This is a genomic window from Bacillus sp. TSO22, from assembly GCF_020223595.1.
GTDB lineage: Bacteria > Bacillota > Bacilli > Bacillales > Bacillaceae > Bacillus > Bacillus inaquosorum.
Window position 1 is genome coordinate 57,765 of sequence record NZ_JAHAWO010000015.1, and the last position, 14,823, is coordinate 72,587.

The 14,823-nt window shown below is 44.4% G+C and carries 17 protein-coding genes; 16 read left to right on the top strand and 1 reads right to left on the bottom strand.

Translation table 11 applies throughout. The annotated features are described in order from the left end of the window. The first annotated feature begins 2 nt into the window (after window positions 1–2). The 14 genes from KHQ79_RS19825 (at window position 3) to ypjB (ending at window position 12,609) form a co-directional block, all read left to right on the top strand. Window positions 3–650, top strand: a complete 648-nt coding sequence (locus KHQ79_RS19825) for a phosphoribosylanthranilate isomerase (protein WP_060398903.1) — start codon at window positions 3–5, stop codon at window positions 648–650. Next, window positions 631–1,833 carry a tryptophan synthase subunit beta gene (gene trpB / locus KHQ79_RS19830; protein WP_060398902.1) on the top strand — a complete coding sequence of 401 codons (1,203 nt, stop codon included), beginning with the start codon at window positions 631–633 and terminating at the stop codon, window positions 1,831–1,833. Before KHQ79_RS19825 ends, trpB begins: the two co-directional genes overlap by 20 nt. Beyond that, window positions 1,826–2,629, top strand: a complete 804-nt coding sequence (gene trpA, locus KHQ79_RS19835) for a tryptophan synthase subunit alpha (RefSeq protein WP_060398901.1) — start codon at window positions 1,826–1,828, stop codon at window positions 2,627–2,629. Before trpB ends, trpA begins: the two co-directional genes overlap by 8 nt. A gap of 11 nt (window positions 2,630–2,640) precedes the next feature. Further along, on the top strand, window positions 2,641–3,723 hold the full coding sequence (gene hisC / locus KHQ79_RS19840; RefSeq protein ID WP_060398900.1) for a histidinol-phosphate transaminase: 1,083 nt from the start codon (window positions 2,641–2,643) through the stop codon (window positions 3,721–3,723). A gap of 48 nt (window positions 3,724–3,771) precedes the next feature. Next, window positions 3,772–4,887, top strand: a complete 1,116-nt coding sequence (locus KHQ79_RS19845) for a prephenate dehydrogenase (protein WP_004398071.1) — start codon at window positions 3,772–3,774, stop codon at window positions 4,885–4,887. Window positions 4,888–4,898: 11 nt separating this feature from the next. Further along, complete coding sequence (aroA, locus tag KHQ79_RS19850; protein ID WP_004398069.1) at window positions 4,899–6,185, top strand: 3-phosphoshikimate 1-carboxyvinyltransferase; 1,287 nt, start codon at window positions 4,899–4,901, stop codon at window positions 6,183–6,185. A 348-nt stretch (window positions 6,186–6,533) separates the two neighbouring features. Continuing rightward, window positions 6,534–7,805 carry a tetratricopeptide repeat protein gene (locus KHQ79_RS19855; RefSeq protein ID WP_225516668.1) on the top strand — a complete coding sequence of 424 codons (1,272 nt, stop codon included), beginning with the start codon at window positions 6,534–6,536 and terminating at the stop codon, window positions 7,803–7,805. Between the two features lie 71 nt (window positions 7,806–7,876). Then, window positions 7,877–8,416, top strand: a complete 540-nt coding sequence (locus tag KHQ79_RS19860) for a ReoY family proteolytic degradation factor (protein WP_003225551.1) — start codon at window positions 7,877–7,879, stop codon at window positions 8,414–8,416. A gap of 54 nt (window positions 8,417–8,470) precedes the next feature. Further along, window positions 8,471–8,917, top strand: a complete 447-nt coding sequence (locus tag KHQ79_RS19865) for a YpiF family protein (RefSeq protein WP_060398896.1) — start codon at window positions 8,471–8,473, stop codon at window positions 8,915–8,917. A 142-nt stretch (window positions 8,918–9,059) separates the two neighbouring features. After that, entirely contained in the window at window positions 9,060–9,563 is a 504-nt protein-coding gene (locus tag KHQ79_RS19870) for a Rieske (2Fe-2S) protein (protein WP_004398062.1), read from the top strand. 1 nt (window position 9,564) lies between these two features. After that, entirely contained in the window at window positions 9,565–10,239 is a 675-nt protein-coding gene (qcrB, locus tag KHQ79_RS19875; protein WP_003225560.1) for a menaquinol-cytochrome c reductase cytochrome b subunit, read from the top strand. A 34-nt stretch (window positions 10,240–10,273) separates the two neighbouring features. Then, on the top strand, window positions 10,274–11,041 hold the full coding sequence (locus KHQ79_RS19880) for a menaquinol-cytochrome c reductase cytochrome b/c subunit (RefSeq protein WP_004398051.1): 768 nt from the start codon (window positions 10,274–10,276) through the stop codon (window positions 11,039–11,041). 111 nt (window positions 11,042–11,152) lie between these two features. Further along, window positions 11,153–11,746: a lipoprotein heptaprenylglyceryl N-acetyltransferase LhaT gene (lhaT, locus tag KHQ79_RS19885; RefSeq protein WP_004398049.1), complete on the top strand. Its 594-nt coding sequence runs from the start codon at window positions 11,153–11,155 to the stop codon at window positions 11,744–11,746. Window positions 11,747–11,814: 68 nt separating this feature from the next. After that, window positions 11,815–12,609 (top strand): sporulation protein YpjB, encoded by a 795-nt coding sequence (gene ypjB / locus KHQ79_RS19890; protein WP_004398047.1) that lies wholly within the window; start codon window positions 11,815–11,817, stop codon window positions 12,607–12,609. A gap of 40 nt (window positions 12,610–12,649) precedes the next feature. Here ypjB and KHQ79_RS19895 read toward each other — a convergent pair whose 3' ends face one another. After that, on the bottom strand, window positions 12,650–13,522 hold the full coding sequence (locus KHQ79_RS19895; protein ID WP_004398045.1) for a YitT family protein: 873 nt from the start codon (window positions 13,520–13,522) through the stop codon (window positions 12,650–12,652). Between the two features lie 139 nt (window positions 13,523–13,661). On the opposite strand from KHQ79_RS19895, the gene KHQ79_RS19900 reads away from it, so the two are divergent. Both KHQ79_RS19900 and dapB read left to right on the top strand, forming a co-directional pair. Continuing rightward, window positions 13,662–13,997 carry a nucleotide pyrophosphohydrolase gene (locus tag KHQ79_RS19900; protein WP_004398044.1) on the top strand — a complete coding sequence of 112 codons (336 nt, stop codon included), beginning with the start codon at window positions 13,662–13,664 and terminating at the stop codon, window positions 13,995–13,997. An 11-nt stretch (window positions 13,998–14,008) separates the two neighbouring features. Then, window positions 14,009–14,812, top strand: a complete 804-nt coding sequence (gene dapB / locus KHQ79_RS19905) for a 4-hydroxy-tetrahydrodipicolinate reductase (protein WP_004398043.1) — start codon at window positions 14,009–14,011, stop codon at window positions 14,810–14,812. The last annotated feature ends 11 nt before the right edge of the window (window positions 14,813–14,823 follow it).

The following is a 14,823-nucleotide window of genomic DNA, read 5'->3' on the forward strand; positions in this document are numbered from 1 at the left end:
ATGTGAAGAAACCTGCATTAAAATATTGCGGCATACGGTCACTGCAGGATTTGCAGCTTGCAGCGGATTCACAGGCTGATTATCTGGGCTTTATTTTTGCTGAAAGCAAACGGAAAGTATCTCCGCAAGATGTGAAAAAGTGGCTGAGTCAAGTTCATGTCGAAAAACAAGTTGCGGGTGTTTTTGTTAATGAATCGATAGAGACAATGTCACGCATTGCCGAAGACTTGAATCTCGACGTCATTCAGCTTCACGGAGATGAGGTACCGGCGGATGCCGATGCTCTTCGCATGCTGACAGGTTGCGAAATATGGAAGGCGCTTCACCATCATGAGAACACAATTCAAGAAATAGCCCGTTTTAAAGTTGGTGTGGACGGCTTTGTGATTGATTCATCTGTAAAAGGGCAAAGAGGCGGCACTGGTGTTGCTTTTTCTTGGGACTGTGTGCCGGAATATCAGCAGGCGGCTGCGGGCAAACGCTGCTTTATCGCAGGTGGCGTGAATCCGGACACCATCACAGACCTATTGAAATGGCAGCCGATAGGAATTGACCTTGCCAGCGGAATCGAAAAAAACGGACAAAAAGATCAAAATCTGATGAGGCTTTTAGAAGAAAGGATGAACCGATATGTATCCATACCCGAATGAAATAGGCAGATACGGCGATTTTGGCGGAAAATTTGTTCCGGAAACACTCATGCAGCCATTAGAAGAAATTGAAACTGCATTTAAAGAGATCAAGGATGATCCCGCTTTTCGTGACGAATATTACAAGCTGTTAAATGACTATTCCGGCAGGCCGACTGCATTAACATACGCTGATCGAGTCACTGAATACTTAGGCGGTGCAAAAATCTATTTGAAACGAGAAGATTTAAACCATACAGGTTCTCATAAAATCAATAATGCACTAGGCCAAGCGCTGCTTGCTAAAAAAATGGGCAAAACGAAAATCATTGCTGAAACTGGCGCCGGGCAGCACGGCGTTGCCGCTGCGACAGTCGCAGCTAAATTCGGCTTTTCCTGCACTGTATTTATGGGCGAGGAAGACGTTGCCCGCCAGTCTCTTAACGTTTTCCGAATGAAGCTTCTTGGAGCGGAGGTTGTGCCTGTAACAAGCGGAAACGGCACATTGAAGGATGCCACAAATGAGGCGATCCGGTACTGGGTTCAGCATTGTGAGGATCATTTTTACATGATCGGATCAGTTGTCGGACCGCACCCTTATCCGCAGGTCGTCCGTGAATTTCAAAAAATGATCGGTGAGGAGGCGAAGAATCAGCTGAAACGCATTGAAGGCGCTCTGCCAGATAAGGTGGTGGCGTGTGTAGGCGGAGGAAGCAATGCGATGGGCATGTTTCAGGCGTTTTTGGATGAAGATGTTGAACTCATCGGCGCTGAAGCAGCCGGAAAAGGAATTGATACCCCTCTTCATGCCGCTACTATTTCGAAAGGAACCGTAGGTGTCATTCACGGTTCATTGACTTATCTCATTCAAGATGAGTTCGGGCAAATTATTGAGCCTTACTCCATTTCAGCAGGACTTGACTATCCAGGAATCGGTCCAGAGCACGCTTATTTGCATAAGAGCGGCCGAGTCACTTATGACAGTATCACAGATGAAGAAGCGGTGGATGCATTAAAACTCTTGTCAGAAAAAGAGGGGATTTTGCCGGCAATCGAATCTGCCCATGCGTTAGCAAAAGCATTCAAACTTGCTAAAGAGATGGATCGCGATCAAATGATTCTCGTCTGTTTATCAGGACGGGGAGATAAGGATGTCAACACATTAATGAATGTATTGGAAGAAGAGGTGAAAGCGCATGTTTAAATTAGACCTTCAAGCGTCAGAAAAATTGTTTGTCCCGTTTATTACGGCGGGCGATCCATTGCCTGAGGTTTCGGTTGAACTGGCGAAGTCTCTCCAAAAAGCGGGTGCCACGGCACTGGAGCTTGGTGTTGCATACTCAGACCCGCTTGCAGACGGTCCGGTGATCCAGCGGGCTTCGAAGCGGGCGCTTAACAATGGAATGAATATCGTAAAGGCAATCGAATTAGGCGGAGAAATGAAAAAAAACGGAGTGAATATTCCGATTATCCTCTTTACGTATTATAATCCTGTGTTACAATTGAACAAAGAATACTTTTTCGCTTTACTGCGGGAAAATCATATTGACGGTCTGCTTGTTCCGGATCTGCCATTAGAAGAAAGCGCCAGCCTTCAAGACGAATGCAAAAACCATGAGGTGACGTATATTTCTTTGGTTGCGCCGACAAGCGAAAGCCGTTTGAAAACCATTATTGAACAAGCCGAGGGCTTCGTCTACTGTGTATCTTCTCTAGGTGTGACCGGTGTCCGCAATGAGTTCAATTCATCCGTGTATCCGTTCATCCGGACAGTGAAGGATCTTAGCGCTGTGCCGGTTGCTGTAGGGTTCGGTATATCAAACCGCGAACAGGTCATGAAGATGAATGAAATTTGTGACGGTGTCGTAGTGGGAAGTGCGCTCGTCAGAAAAATAGAAGAATTAAAGGACCGGCTCATCAGCGCTGAAACGAGAGATCAAGCGCTGCAGGAGTTTGAAGATTACGCAACGGCGTTTGGCGGCTTGTACAGTTTAAAATGAGGTGACTGGATTTGCGTATCAAAGAACATTTAAAACAGCTGAAGCCTTATCAGCCTGGAAAGCCGATTGAAGCAGTGAAATCAGAATATGGCTTGGATAAAGTTGTGAAGCTTGCTTCAAACGAGAATCCATACGGCTGTTCAGAAGCTGCAAAAGAGGCGCTTCATCACGAAATTCAACAGCTTGCGCTTTATCCGGACGGATATAGCGCCGCTTTGCGCACAAGGCTCAGTGAGCACCTCAATGTCAGCGAAACATCACTTATTTTCGGAAATGGTTCAGATGAAATCATTCAGATCATCTGCCGGGCATTTTTAAACGAGAAAACGAACACGATTACTGCTGCTCCGACTTTTCCGCAATATAAACATAATGCGGTCATTGAAGGTGCTGAAGTTCGTGAAATCGCACTTCGGCCCGACGGCTCACATAATTTAGACGCCATGCTTGAAGCGATTGACGAACAGACACAAGTCGTTTGGATATGCAGCCCAAATAACCCGACAGGCACTTATACATCAGAAGGGGAATTACTCGCATTTCTGGAGCGCGTTCCATCTCGTGTCCTCGTTGTTCTAGACGAAGCATATTATGAATATGTAACAGCAGAGGATTACCCGGAGACTGTGCCGCTCTTAAACAAGTACTCCAATTTGATGATATTACGGACATTTTCAAAGGCTTACGGTCTGGCTGCGCTCAGAGTCGGATACGGAATTGCTGACGAGAACCTGATTCGCCAGATTGAGCCGGCAAGAGAGCCGTTTAACACCAGCCGTCTAGGCCAGGCTGCTGCGATCGCAGCGCTTGATGATCAAGCGTTTATTGCTTCCTGTATCGAGCAAAATAAAGCAGGTCTCCAGCAATATTATGATTTTGCGAAGACTCATGGTTTAAAGTGCTACCCTTCACAGACAAACTTTGTGTTAATTGACTTTAACCGTCCGGCCGATGAACTGTTTCAGGCTCTGCTGGAAAAAGGCTATATTGTCCGGTCGGGAAATGCATTAGGTTTCCCGACATCACTCCGGATTACGATCGGAACAAAAGAGCAAAATGAAGAAATTCTTGCAATTTTAGCTGAAATTTTGTAAGAGGTGATCAAATATCACCTCTTTAGTCTATAAATCAGGTGATGACATATGAACCAAATCAAAGATACAATATTGCTCGCCGGTCTCGGATTGATAGGCGGTTCGATTGCGTTAGCGATCAAAAAAAAGCATCCCGGCAAACGGATTATCGGAATCGACATCTCTGATGAACAGGTGGTTGCCGCTTTAAAATTAGGTGTGATAGACGAGCGTGCTGATTCGTTTATTAGCGGTGCGAAAGAGGCGGCTACAGTGATCATTGCGACGCCTGTCGCGCAAACGCTACTTATGCTTGATGAGCTGGCTCATTCAGGGATTGAACATAAGCTTTTGATTACCGACGTAGGAAGCACAAAGCAAAAAGTGGTTCATTACGCAGACAAAGTGCTGCCTAGCCGCTATCAATTTGTCGGAGGGCATCCGATGGCAGGTTCACACAAATCAGGAGTGGCCGCTGCGAAGGAGTTCCTGTTTGAAAATGCATTTTATATTTTAACGCCAGGCCATAAAACGGACAGACAAGCGGTAGAGCAGTTAAAAAGCCTGCTGGAGGGGACGAATGCCCATTTTGTGGAAATGTCACCAGAAGAGCATGATGGCGTTACAAGCGTGATCAGTCATTTTCCGCATATTGTCGCAGCAAGCCTTGTTCACCAAACCCATCATTCGGAAGAGCTTTATCCGCTTGTTAAGCGTTTTGCTGCCGGCGGGTTCAGGGATATTACAAGGATTGCATCAAGCAGCCCGGCAATGTGGCGGGATATTCTATTACATAATAAAGATAAAATTTTGGACCGTTTTGATGAGTGGATTCGTGAAATCGAGAAGATTAGGACATATGTAGAACAAGAAGATGCGGAAAATCTATTTCGTTATTTTAAAACGGCCAAGGATTATCGCGACGGGCTGCCGCTTCGGCAGAAGGGCGCGATACCTGCATTTTATGATTTATACGTGGATGTTCCCGATCATCCGGGTGTGATTTCCGAGATAACGGCTATCTTAGCTGCGGAGCGCATCAGTATCACGAATATCCGCATTATTGAAACACGAGAAGATATTAACGGGATTCTAAGAATCAGTTTTCAGTCTGATGATGACCGCAAACGGGCTGAACAATGCATTGAAGCCCGGGCGGAATATGAAACTTTTTATGCTGATTGAGGTGGAAAATAATGAAAAGAGAAAAGGTGCAGGCCTTAAACGGAGAAATACACATTCCTGGTGATAAATCCATTTCACACCGCTCCGTCATGTTCGGTGCACTAGCGAAAGGCACAACAACTGTTAAAAACTTTCTGCCGGGTGCGGATTGTCTGAGCACGATTGATTGCTTTAGAAAAATGGGTGTTGAAATTGAGCAAAACGGCAGCGATGTAGTGATTCACGGAAAAGGAATCGATTCCTTGAGCGAGCCAGAAAGCCTTTTAGATGTCGGAAATTCAGGTACAACGATTCGCCTGATGCTCGGCATTTTGGCGGGCCGTCCATTTTACAGCGCGGTAGCTGGAGATGAGAGCATTGCGAAGCGCCCGATGAAACGTGTCACTGAGCCTTTGAAACAAATGGGGGCTAAAATCGACGGCAGAGCCGGCGGAGAATTTACACCGCTGTCAGTGAGCGGCTCTTCATTAAAAGGAATTGATTATGTATCACCTGTTGCAAGCGCGCAAATTAAATCTGCTGTTTTACTGGCCGGATTACAGGCTGAGGGCACAACAACCGTCACAGAGCCTCATAAATCTCGGGACCATACTGAGCGGATGCTTTCTGCATTTGGCGTTAAACTTTCTGAAGATCAAACGAGTGTTTCCATTGCAGGAGGCCAGAAACTGACAGCTGCAGATGTTTTTGTTCCTGGAGACATTTCTTCAGCGGCTTTTTTCCTTGCTGCGGGCGCAATTGTTCCAAACAGCAAGATTGTATTGAAAAACGTAGGTTTAAATTCGACTCGGACAGGTATCATTGACGTCCTTCAAAACATGGGGGCAAAACTTGAAGTCAAACCGTCTGCTGCCGACAGTGCAGAGCCTTATGGAGATTTGGTCATAGAAACGTCATCTCTAAAAGCGGTTGAAATCGGAGGAGATATCATTCCGCGTTTAATTGATGAAATCCCTATCATCGCGCTTCTTGCAACTCAGGCGGAAGGAACTACCGTTATTAAGGATGCGGCAGAGCTTAAAGTAAAAGAAACAAACCGCATTGACACCGTGGTTTCCGAGCTTCGTAAGCTGGGTGCTGAGATTGAACCGACAGCAGATGGAATGAAGGTTTATGGCAAACAAACACTGAAAGGCGGCGCAACAGTGTCCAGCCATGGAGATCATCGGATCGGAATGATGCTTGGTATCGCTTCCTGTATAACGGAGGAGCCAATTGAAATCGAGCAGACAGATGCCATTCATGTTTCTTATCCAACCTTCTTCGAGCATTTAAATAAGCTTTCAAACAAATCCTGAAGTTCTTGCTTCAGGATTTGTTGTGCAGATTGACTGTAAGAATCATAATTCGAGGGAAAAAAACATAGCTTGTCTTAAGAGGGAAAAGAAAAACGAAAAGGGGGGATGCGCTTTACTTACAAGCCGGCAGGTCATAGAGCTGCTTTACTGTACAGAGGGCGATCTTCCTTTTTTCATTTTCTATCTCAAGATCTTTTGGTAAACTAATAAGACTCAATAATTCCCTGCCGTACAGCAAGCATCTTATTTGCCGGGGACATTCGTCTGAATTATGATAAGATTAACCCGAACAAATAAAGCTTTTTTGTATGGTTGATGTTGTATAGGAAAAGAAAGGACCGGTCCGATTTGAATACATTGATTCAAGAAGCCATAAAATTAGTTGAAGCAGGTGAAACAGAAAAAGGCCTCAACACTCTCTCGAAGGCTGAAAAACAGCTCCATGATGAAGATAAAGCCATCGCTGCCCAGCTTTATTATGAGTGGGGCAATGTAGAAAAAGCAATTTCACTGATCAGTGATTTACATGATTTATATCCAAATGAAACAGAACTGACGAATTTTTACGCTGAACTTTTAATAGATATTGACGAAGAAGAAAAAGCCCTTGCTGTGCTGGAAACCATTCCGGAAACAGATCCATCATACCCGGAAAGTTTGCTGCTTATGGCGGATCTTTATCAAATGCAGGGGTTATTCGAAGTCAGTGAGCAAAAGCTTTTACAGGCAAAGTCCATTCTGGACAATGAACCCGTTATTGATTTTGCGCTGGGCGAACTTTATTTTACTCAGGGAGCTTATGCAAAAGCGGTTCAATATTTTAAAACAACGGCTGAGGAGCAGAGTGAGATCGGAGGCGTTAATGTCCATCAAAGACTGGCAGAATCGTTAAGTGCTTCAGGTGAATTTGAGGATGCCATTCCGTGGTACGAGAAAGCTGTTGATGAGAATCCTGATCCTAATACGATTTTCGGCTATGGGTTTACAGCCCTACAGGCGGGGCTTGTTAAAACAGCTATTAAGCAGCTGTCTGATTTAAAGGAGCTTGATCCATCTTATTCTTCACTTTATATGCCGCTATCGAAAAGTTATGAAGCTGAAGGAATGTATGAAGAGGCATTAAAAACGGCAAAAGAGGGTATCAGATATGATGAATATAACAAAGAACTTTTCCTCTATGCCGCAAAAATGGCTTTGAAAATCGGGAAGTCAGATGATGGGAAACAGCTGCTTCAAGAGGCGCTTGCGCTTGATCCGGGCTTCGTCGAGGCACTTCATACACTTCTTGCCGTGTATCATAAAGAAGAGGATTATGAACAGATCATTGATCTTATTCAAGAGGTGCGCGGCTACGGGGAAGAAGATCCGAAATACAATTGGTATCTAGCGAGCGCATATACCGAATTAGAGCAATACGAGGAAGCAAAACAATCCTTTGAGGCTGCCTTTCTTCACTACCGTGAGGACAGAGATTTCTTATATGAATACGCAAGCTTCCTATTGGAAGAAGGACTTCAAAAAGAAGCACTGCCGCTTTTGAAAAAGGTTCTCGAAATTGACGGAGCCAATGAAGAGCTGGAAGAAACGATTTTGCGAATCGAGGATGAATTTTCTAGATAAGCAGGAATATTCACCATTCGTGTGGAACATATAAGTATATAGATTATACGAACGATAGAGGAGGGAATTACATGCAGACCCCTGTTTCTGTCAATGAGAAAAAGGATTTTATCCGTTGGTTTTTAAACCATTATCAGTTAAAGCGCCGAGAGTGCGTTTGGATCTTGAACTACTTAATGAGCCATGATTCTCTCATGGAGAAGGTTCATTTTGTGGAGCAGGCAGAATTTTGCCCGAGAGGCATTATAATGTCAACACATTGTGTTGAAGAAGTTCCGTTTCGGTTCTATAAAGAGAATGTCATGACAACCGACGCGGAAAAATCTTTTCATGATATTAGATTAAATAAACAGCAGGATTTGTTTATCCAGCTTAATTTCCGTTCAGCTTACAGCTCACCTGAGTATGCGGCGGTGCTGGAGTCTAACCCTCATATTCCGAAGGATCTGTTTGAGAACAAAAAAGATCAGGGGTTGGCTGAACAAATTTTAGAGCACGCTATTTCCACATTCCAAAGAGAAAAATTATTAAAAGACATTGACGACGCGCTAGATCGTCATGATAAAGAAGCATTTGAACAATTATCGCGCCAATTGAATCAGCTCACATAATATGACCAGCCTTGCAGCGTATTGCAAGGCTTGTGGTCGTAAAGGGGGAGAACGATGAGGTGGAGAATCACTGATGCCAAGGACTATTTACAAACTAAAGATTACATTGATACCGCTGTCATTCCATTAATTAACATAAAAGTAGGTGCGCATTTCAAAATAACGGCAGAGAAAGGAGAATTCACACAGCTTCTGTCAGATGAACTAGAAAGGCAGTTAAAGGGACGGGTATATTTACTGCCCCCTTATACATATGTTGATAGAAATGAAAAAACCGTTCAAGGACTTAAGGACCTGCGGGAAGAGCTTATATCAGAATTTCCGCATGTTGTACTGCTCACGTCTGACGAAAATTGGAATAGTGAGGATGCGTTAGGCAAAATCATTGTGACACCGTCTGTTCCGTTAGAGCATTTAAATGACTCTTTAAAAAGAAAAATATTAGATGAACGTACTGCTGAAATTTTGAACGTTTTGTTACAGTTGTGGAGCACCTCGTAAAAACACTTACATTTCCTTATGAACAATATTTTGGCTATATTGACCTTGCTGAGAGATTCATATATTATGAGGGTGTCTAGAGTTATTGCAATATTTTCTATTTTAGTCAGTTTGCAGGGGTGACCTAGAGGGGGGAGAAGAGATGGGCGGAAAACATGATATATCCAGACGTCAATTTTTGAATTATACGCTCACAGGCGTAGGGGGTTTTATGGCGGCTAGTATGCTCATGCCTATGGTTCGCTTTGCACTCGACCCGGTATTAAAATCGACAGGAAAGCAGGACATGGTTCAGGTTGTCAGCGTAGATGAGCTGACAAAAGAGCCGCAGCGTTTTGATTTCAAAATTAATCAAGTCGATGCCTGGTATGAGTCAGAAGAGTCAAGATCAGCCTGGGTCTTCAAAAACGGGGATGAAATTGTAGCACTTTCGCCAATTTGTAAGCATTTAGGGTGTACGGTGAACTGGAATAGTGATCCTAAAAACCCGAATAAATTCTTTTGTCCATGCCATTACGGACTCTATGAAAAGGACGGCACCAATGTCCCGGGCACGCCGCCGCTTTCGCCTCTTGATCATTATGAGCAAGAAGTAAAAGACGGCTTCCTGTATCTTGGAAAAGCAAAGCCTAAGGGGGAAGGGTGACATGCTGAACAAAATTTATGACTGGGTAGATGAGCGGCTTGATATTACACCGATGTGGAGGGATATTGCCGATCACGAAGTACCGGAACATGTGAATCCCGCCCATCATTTCTCTGCGTTTGTGTATTGCTTTGGGGGACTGACGTTTTTTGTAACCGTTATCCAAGTGTTATCTGGAATGTTTTTAACGATGTACTATGTGCCTGATATCAAAAATGCCTGGGAATCGGTATATTATTTGCAAAATGAAGTGGCATTCGGCCAGATCGTCAGGGGAATGCACCACTGGGGTGCGAGCCTGGTCATTGTGATGATGTTTTTACATACACTGAGGGTCTTTTTCCAAGGGGCGTATAAAAAGCCGCGCGAGCTGAACTGGATTGTCGGTGTGCTGATCTTTTTTGTCATGCTCGGGCTTGGCTTTACAGGCTACTTGCTTCCTTGGGACATGAAGGCTCTGTTTGCAACAAAAGTCGGGCTGCAGATCGCTGAAGCCACGCCTTTGATCGGGACGCAAGTCAAAACACTCCTTGCGGGGCACCCGGATATTGTAGGCGCCCAAACGCTGACTAGGTTTTTTGCGATCCATGTATTCTTTCTTCCTGCCGCATTGTTCGGGCTGATGGCTGCACATTTTATTATGATCCGGAAGCAGGGGATTTCAGGACCGCTTTAAACTCTTGATCTGCAAATAAAAGGGAGGGGATGACATGCACCGGGGCAAAGGGATGAAATTTGTAGGCGACTCAAGGATACCGGCTGAAAAAAAGCCGAATATACCGAAGGATTATTCGGAGTATCCCGGTAAAACAGAGGCTTTCTGGCCGAATTTCTTGTTGAAGGAATGGATGGTTGGAGCTGTCTTTCTGATCGGTTTTCTTGTTTTGACGATTGTGCATCAGCCGCCTTTGGAGCGGATGGCGGACCCGACTGATACAGGTTATATTCCGCTGCCGGATTGGTATTTTCTTTTCTTATACCAGCTGTTGAAGTATGAATACGCCGCCGGGAGTTTTACAGTCGTCGGCGCCATGATTATGCCGGGACTCGCTTTTGGCGCCCTGCTTTTGGCGCCATTCCTTGACAGAGGAACAGAAAGAAGGCCGTGGAAGCGCCCTGTTGCTGTCGGTATGATGCTTCTGGCCATTTCTGCTGCTGTGTTTTTGACGTGGCAGTCAGTTGCTACTCATGACTGGGCCAAGGCAGAAGAACAGGGGAAAATCACAAAAGAAGCTGACATTGACACCAATGCAGAGGGATATAAGGTATTTAAGGAGCAGGGCTGTATTTCTTGCCATGGGGATAACCTCCAAGGGGGAGCGGCCGGGCCTTCATTGGTTGACAGCGGACTGAAACCGGAAGAAATCAAAAAAATCGCTGTTGAAGGGAAAGGCAAAATGCCGGCGGGTGTGTTTAAAGGGAATGATAAGCAGCTCGAAGAACTTGCGAAATTCATTTCTGAAACAACCGCAAAATAACGTATTGTGAATTGCGAAATGGAAGGATATACTTTTATTATCAAAAGCTGACCCGGCGTCAGCTTTTTTATATGGACACATTATTTTTTACAGACTGAGAGTTGATATGATGTGAAATGGTTTCAATATGTATTAGGACAGCGGACGGTGCTTATTCTGGTCTTAGCCATCAATTTTCTGGGAACGGTTTACGGATACTACTGGTATTTGCCGCAGCTTCTGGAGACACCGGCCCGTTTCCTCGTTTTTGTTCCGGACAGTCCGACAGCAACGTTTTTCTTTCTGTTTGTGCTGCTCGCCTTTATCATGAAACGGAACGCCCCGCTCTTTGAGGCGCTTGCGCTAGTCACCCTCGTAAAGTATGGCCTATGGGCGGTCGTTATGAATTTTCTTGTGCTGGCTGTAACAGGTGACTTGCCGTGGGAGGGCTATATGCTGATTGTCTCGCATTTTGCAATGGCAGTCCAAGGCGTATTGTACAGTCCGTATTTTCGTTTTTCTTTTTGGCATCTTGCAATTGCTGCCGTCTGGACGCTGCATAACGATGTCATTGATTACTTGTTTGAAATGATGCCGAAGTACTCTATGCTTTCTGATTATATGACTGATATAGGGTACGGAACATTTTGGCTGAGCATCTTTTCAATCGGGCTGGCTTACTTTCTTGTGGTCTCGAAAAAGCAATCAAAGCTTGAGCTGATGTAAAGACAATATTGGTCTATCCTTGTCCCTTTCTTCATATTCTGTAAGGAGAGAGAGTGGGAGGGACCTGCATGAAACGAAAGCTGACGATCTGTTTGTTGCTTGCTCTTATTTTTTATAATGGAAATGCCAAGGCTGCAGAGCGGGGAAGCCTCGAAGAATTGAACGATTTATCCGATACGGTCTTTCAAATGACCCGCCAGTCGAAATATGAAGAGGCGCTGCAAGTCCTTGCTTACTTTGAAAAAACTTTAAAATCCGCTGAAAAAAAACAGCAAGACCCCATGCTAACCGGAGCCCAAATCCGTCAAATCACACTGGGCTATAACGATATGGTACGGAGTTTAAAGCAGGCTGATACATCAGATACACAAAAACTCAGAGCAGCCGCGCAGTTCAGAATGCTGATGGATGCGGTGGAGAATCGGTCTGATCCGCTTTGGGGATCACTGGAAAAACCGATTATGGAAGCCTTTGCTGAACTGAAGCAGGATGTCCAAAAGAATGAAAGTACGAGCTTTCATGAAAAATGGAATGAATTTATCAGTTTATATGATTTGATTTATCCAAGTCTTACAATCGATGTATCAGAGGACCAGCTTGAAACAGTGGGAAAACATATAGACGTCATTGAGCAAGAGGAATTTCAGCAAATGACTGAGAGCACGAAGCTTGAACGGCTTTCTCTTCTTCAGCATGATCTGAAAAATGTATTTGACAGGGTGGAGGAGGATGATGCCGATCCGTCTTTACTCTGGGTGATCATCACAACCGGCAGTATTATCATTACGGCTCTCACCTATGTCGGTTACAGAAAGTACAAAGCGGAGAAAAACAAGCTGAAAAAACGGGACTACCCTAAATGAGCATGAGGGGCGGCGGCAGCCGCCTTTTTTCTATTAAATGTCAGCGGGGAAGCGGATTTTTATTTTCATCAAGCGTAAATCCTTCTCCGAGTACATCGTGGACATCACTTACTGCCACAAAGGCATGAGGATCAACGGAGTTAATCACACTTTTCAGCATCACCAATTCGTTTTTCGGCACCACACAATAAAGTACATCTATATCCTCTTTTGTATAGGAACCTTGTCCTTTCAAAATGGTGACGCCCCGTTCCATTTCTTCAAGAATCTTTTTCTGGATCAGGTCGTTTTTCGAAGAGATGATGGTCGCCCCTTTAGCAGCGTATCCGCCTTCCTGAATAAAATCAATTAATCTTGCCGCTACAAATACAGCCACCAGGGTATACATCGCTTCTTTATAGGAGAGGTAAGTAAGCAAAGACAAAATGATGACGCAGGCATCGAAAGCGAACATCGTTCTGCCCATCGGAATCCCAAAATACTTATTGACCAAACGGGCAATGATATCAACTCCGCCTGTCGTACCGCCGAACTTAAAAATAATGCCTAATCCGGCTCCGATAAACACGCCGGCAAATAAAGCAGCGAGCGCTAAGTCATGCTGAAGAGGCATATGTATTTCATATCGCTGAAAAATGCTGAGGAACAGAGACAAAGCTACAGTGCCCACAAGGGTGTAAACAAACATTGTCCTGCCAAGCAAACGCCAGCCGATAAAAAAGATCGGAATGTTCAAAACCAGATTCGAGATAGAGGGACTGATGTGGAAAAGGGCATAAAGCAAAAGTGTAATACCTGTAAAACCGCCCTCAGCCAGATTGTTCTGCATATTGAAATGAACCAAGCCAAATGAAAAAATCGCCGCTCCGATTAAAATAAAAAATATGTTTTTTAATCTAATTTCTCCAAGCATCACACAAAACCCCTTTTCCTTCCATTAGATAGCGTTTATATTATAGTGGATGAAAAAGAAAACAGCAAACGTGCTTAAACATTTGTCAAACGTATCTGAATTAGCTAACATGTAAGAGGATGATAGGAGGTTTCGTGCAGTGAGTGATAAAACAATGAAAGACATACAGGCTGAAGTGGACCGTTACATCGGCCAATTTAAAGAAGGATATTTCAGCCCGCTTGCCATGATGGCGAGGCTGACCGAAGAACTGGGCGAGCTTGCCAGAGAAGTCAATCATCGTTATGGAGAAAAACCAAAAAAAGCGACTGAAGATGATAAAAGCATGGAAGAGGAAATGGGCGATGTGCTGTTTGTATTGGTTTGTTTAGCCAACTCTTTAGATATCTCTTTAGAGGAAGCCCACGATCGAGTTATGCATAAATTTAATACGAGAGATAAAGATCGCTGGACCAGAAAAGAAGAAGGAAAGTAGAGGAGATTAAGATGTCAAATGAAACAATTAAAGTAGTCATTGCAGGACCGCGTGGAAGAATGGGGCAGGAAGCTGTTAAATTGGCGGAACGAACACCTCATTTTGACCTGGTCGGGGCCATAGATCATACATACGACCAGCAAAAATTATCTGATGTGATGTCTGTTGAGTCAGATGCCCTGATTTACACAGATATCCATGCCTGTTTTACAGAAACACAGCCGGATGTCTTAATTGATTTGACTACGCCTGAAATCGGAAAAGTACATACAAAAATTGCATTAGAGCACGGAGTTCGTCCAGTTGTCGGAACAACTGGATTTTCAGAAGCTGATTTAAAAGAGCTCACGTCTTTAACAGAAGAGAAGGGAATTGGAGCCATCATCGCTCCAAATTTTGCGCTTGGTGCGGTACTGATGATGAAATTTTCGAAAATGGCTGCAAACTACTTTGAGGATGTTGAGATTATTGAGCTTCACCATGACCGGAAGCTTGACGCACCAAGTGGAACGGCGCTTAAAACAGCAGAAATGATTTCAGAGGTTCGTAAAGAAAAGCAGCAAGGACATCCAGATGAAAAAGAAATTCTCCCAGGAGCAAGAGGAGCGGAGCAAAACGGTATCCGCTTGCACAGCGTCCGTCTTCCGGGACTGATTGCACACCAGGAAGTCATGTTCGGCATGGATGGTCAAACGCTTCAGATCCGCCACGATTCCTATAACCGCGCTTCTTTCATGTCAGGTGTTAAATTGTCAGTCGAACAAGTCATGAAGATTGATCAGCTTGTGTACGGACTGGAAAATATCATTGATTAGACAGGGGGAGA

What these genes read in the sequence shown, in the direction of transcription:
- KHQ79_RS19845 (WP_004398071.1), top strand. Translation starts at nt 3,772, where the DNA reads ATGAACCAAATCAAAGATACAATATTGCTCGCCGGTCTCGGATTGATA.
- qcrB (WP_003225560.1), top strand. Translation starts at nt 9,565, where the DNA reads ATGCTGAACAAAATTTATGACTGGGTAGATGAGCGGCTTGATATTACA.
- KHQ79_RS19860 (WP_003225551.1), top strand. Translation starts at nt 7,877, where the DNA reads ATGCAGACCCCTGTTTCTGTCAATGAGAAAAAGGATTTTATCCGTTGG.
- KHQ79_RS19865 (WP_060398896.1), top strand. Translation starts at nt 8,471, where the DNA reads ATGAGGTGGAGAATCACTGATGCCAAGGACTATTTACAAACTAAAGAT.
- KHQ79_RS19870 (WP_004398062.1), top strand. Translation starts at nt 9,060, where the DNA reads ATGGGCGGAAAACATGATATATCCAGACGTCAATTTTTGAATTATACG.
- ypjB (WP_004398047.1), top strand. Translation starts at nt 11,815, where the DNA reads ATGAAACGAAAGCTGACGATCTGTTTGTTGCTTGCTCTTATTTTTTAT.
- trpA (WP_060398901.1), top strand. Translation starts at nt 1,826, where the DNA reads ATGTTTAAATTAGACCTTCAAGCGTCAGAAAAATTGTTTGTCCCGTTT.
- trpB (WP_060398902.1), top strand. Translation starts at nt 631, where the DNA reads ATGTATCCATACCCGAATGAAATAGGCAGATACGGCGATTTTGGCGGA.
- KHQ79_RS19880 (WP_004398051.1), top strand. Translation starts at nt 10,274, where the DNA reads ATGCACCGGGGCAAAGGGATGAAATTTGTAGGCGACTCAAGGATACCG.
- KHQ79_RS19895 (WP_004398045.1), bottom strand. Translation starts at nt 13,522, where the DNA reads ATGCTTGGAGAAATTAGATTAAAAAACATATTTTTTATTTTAATCGGA.
- dapB (WP_004398043.1), top strand. Translation starts at nt 14,009, where the DNA reads ATGTCAAATGAAACAATTAAAGTAGTCATTGCAGGACCGCGTGGAAGA.
- aroA (WP_004398069.1), top strand. Translation starts at nt 4,899, where the DNA reads ATGAAAAGAGAAAAGGTGCAGGCCTTAAACGGAGAAATACACATTCCT.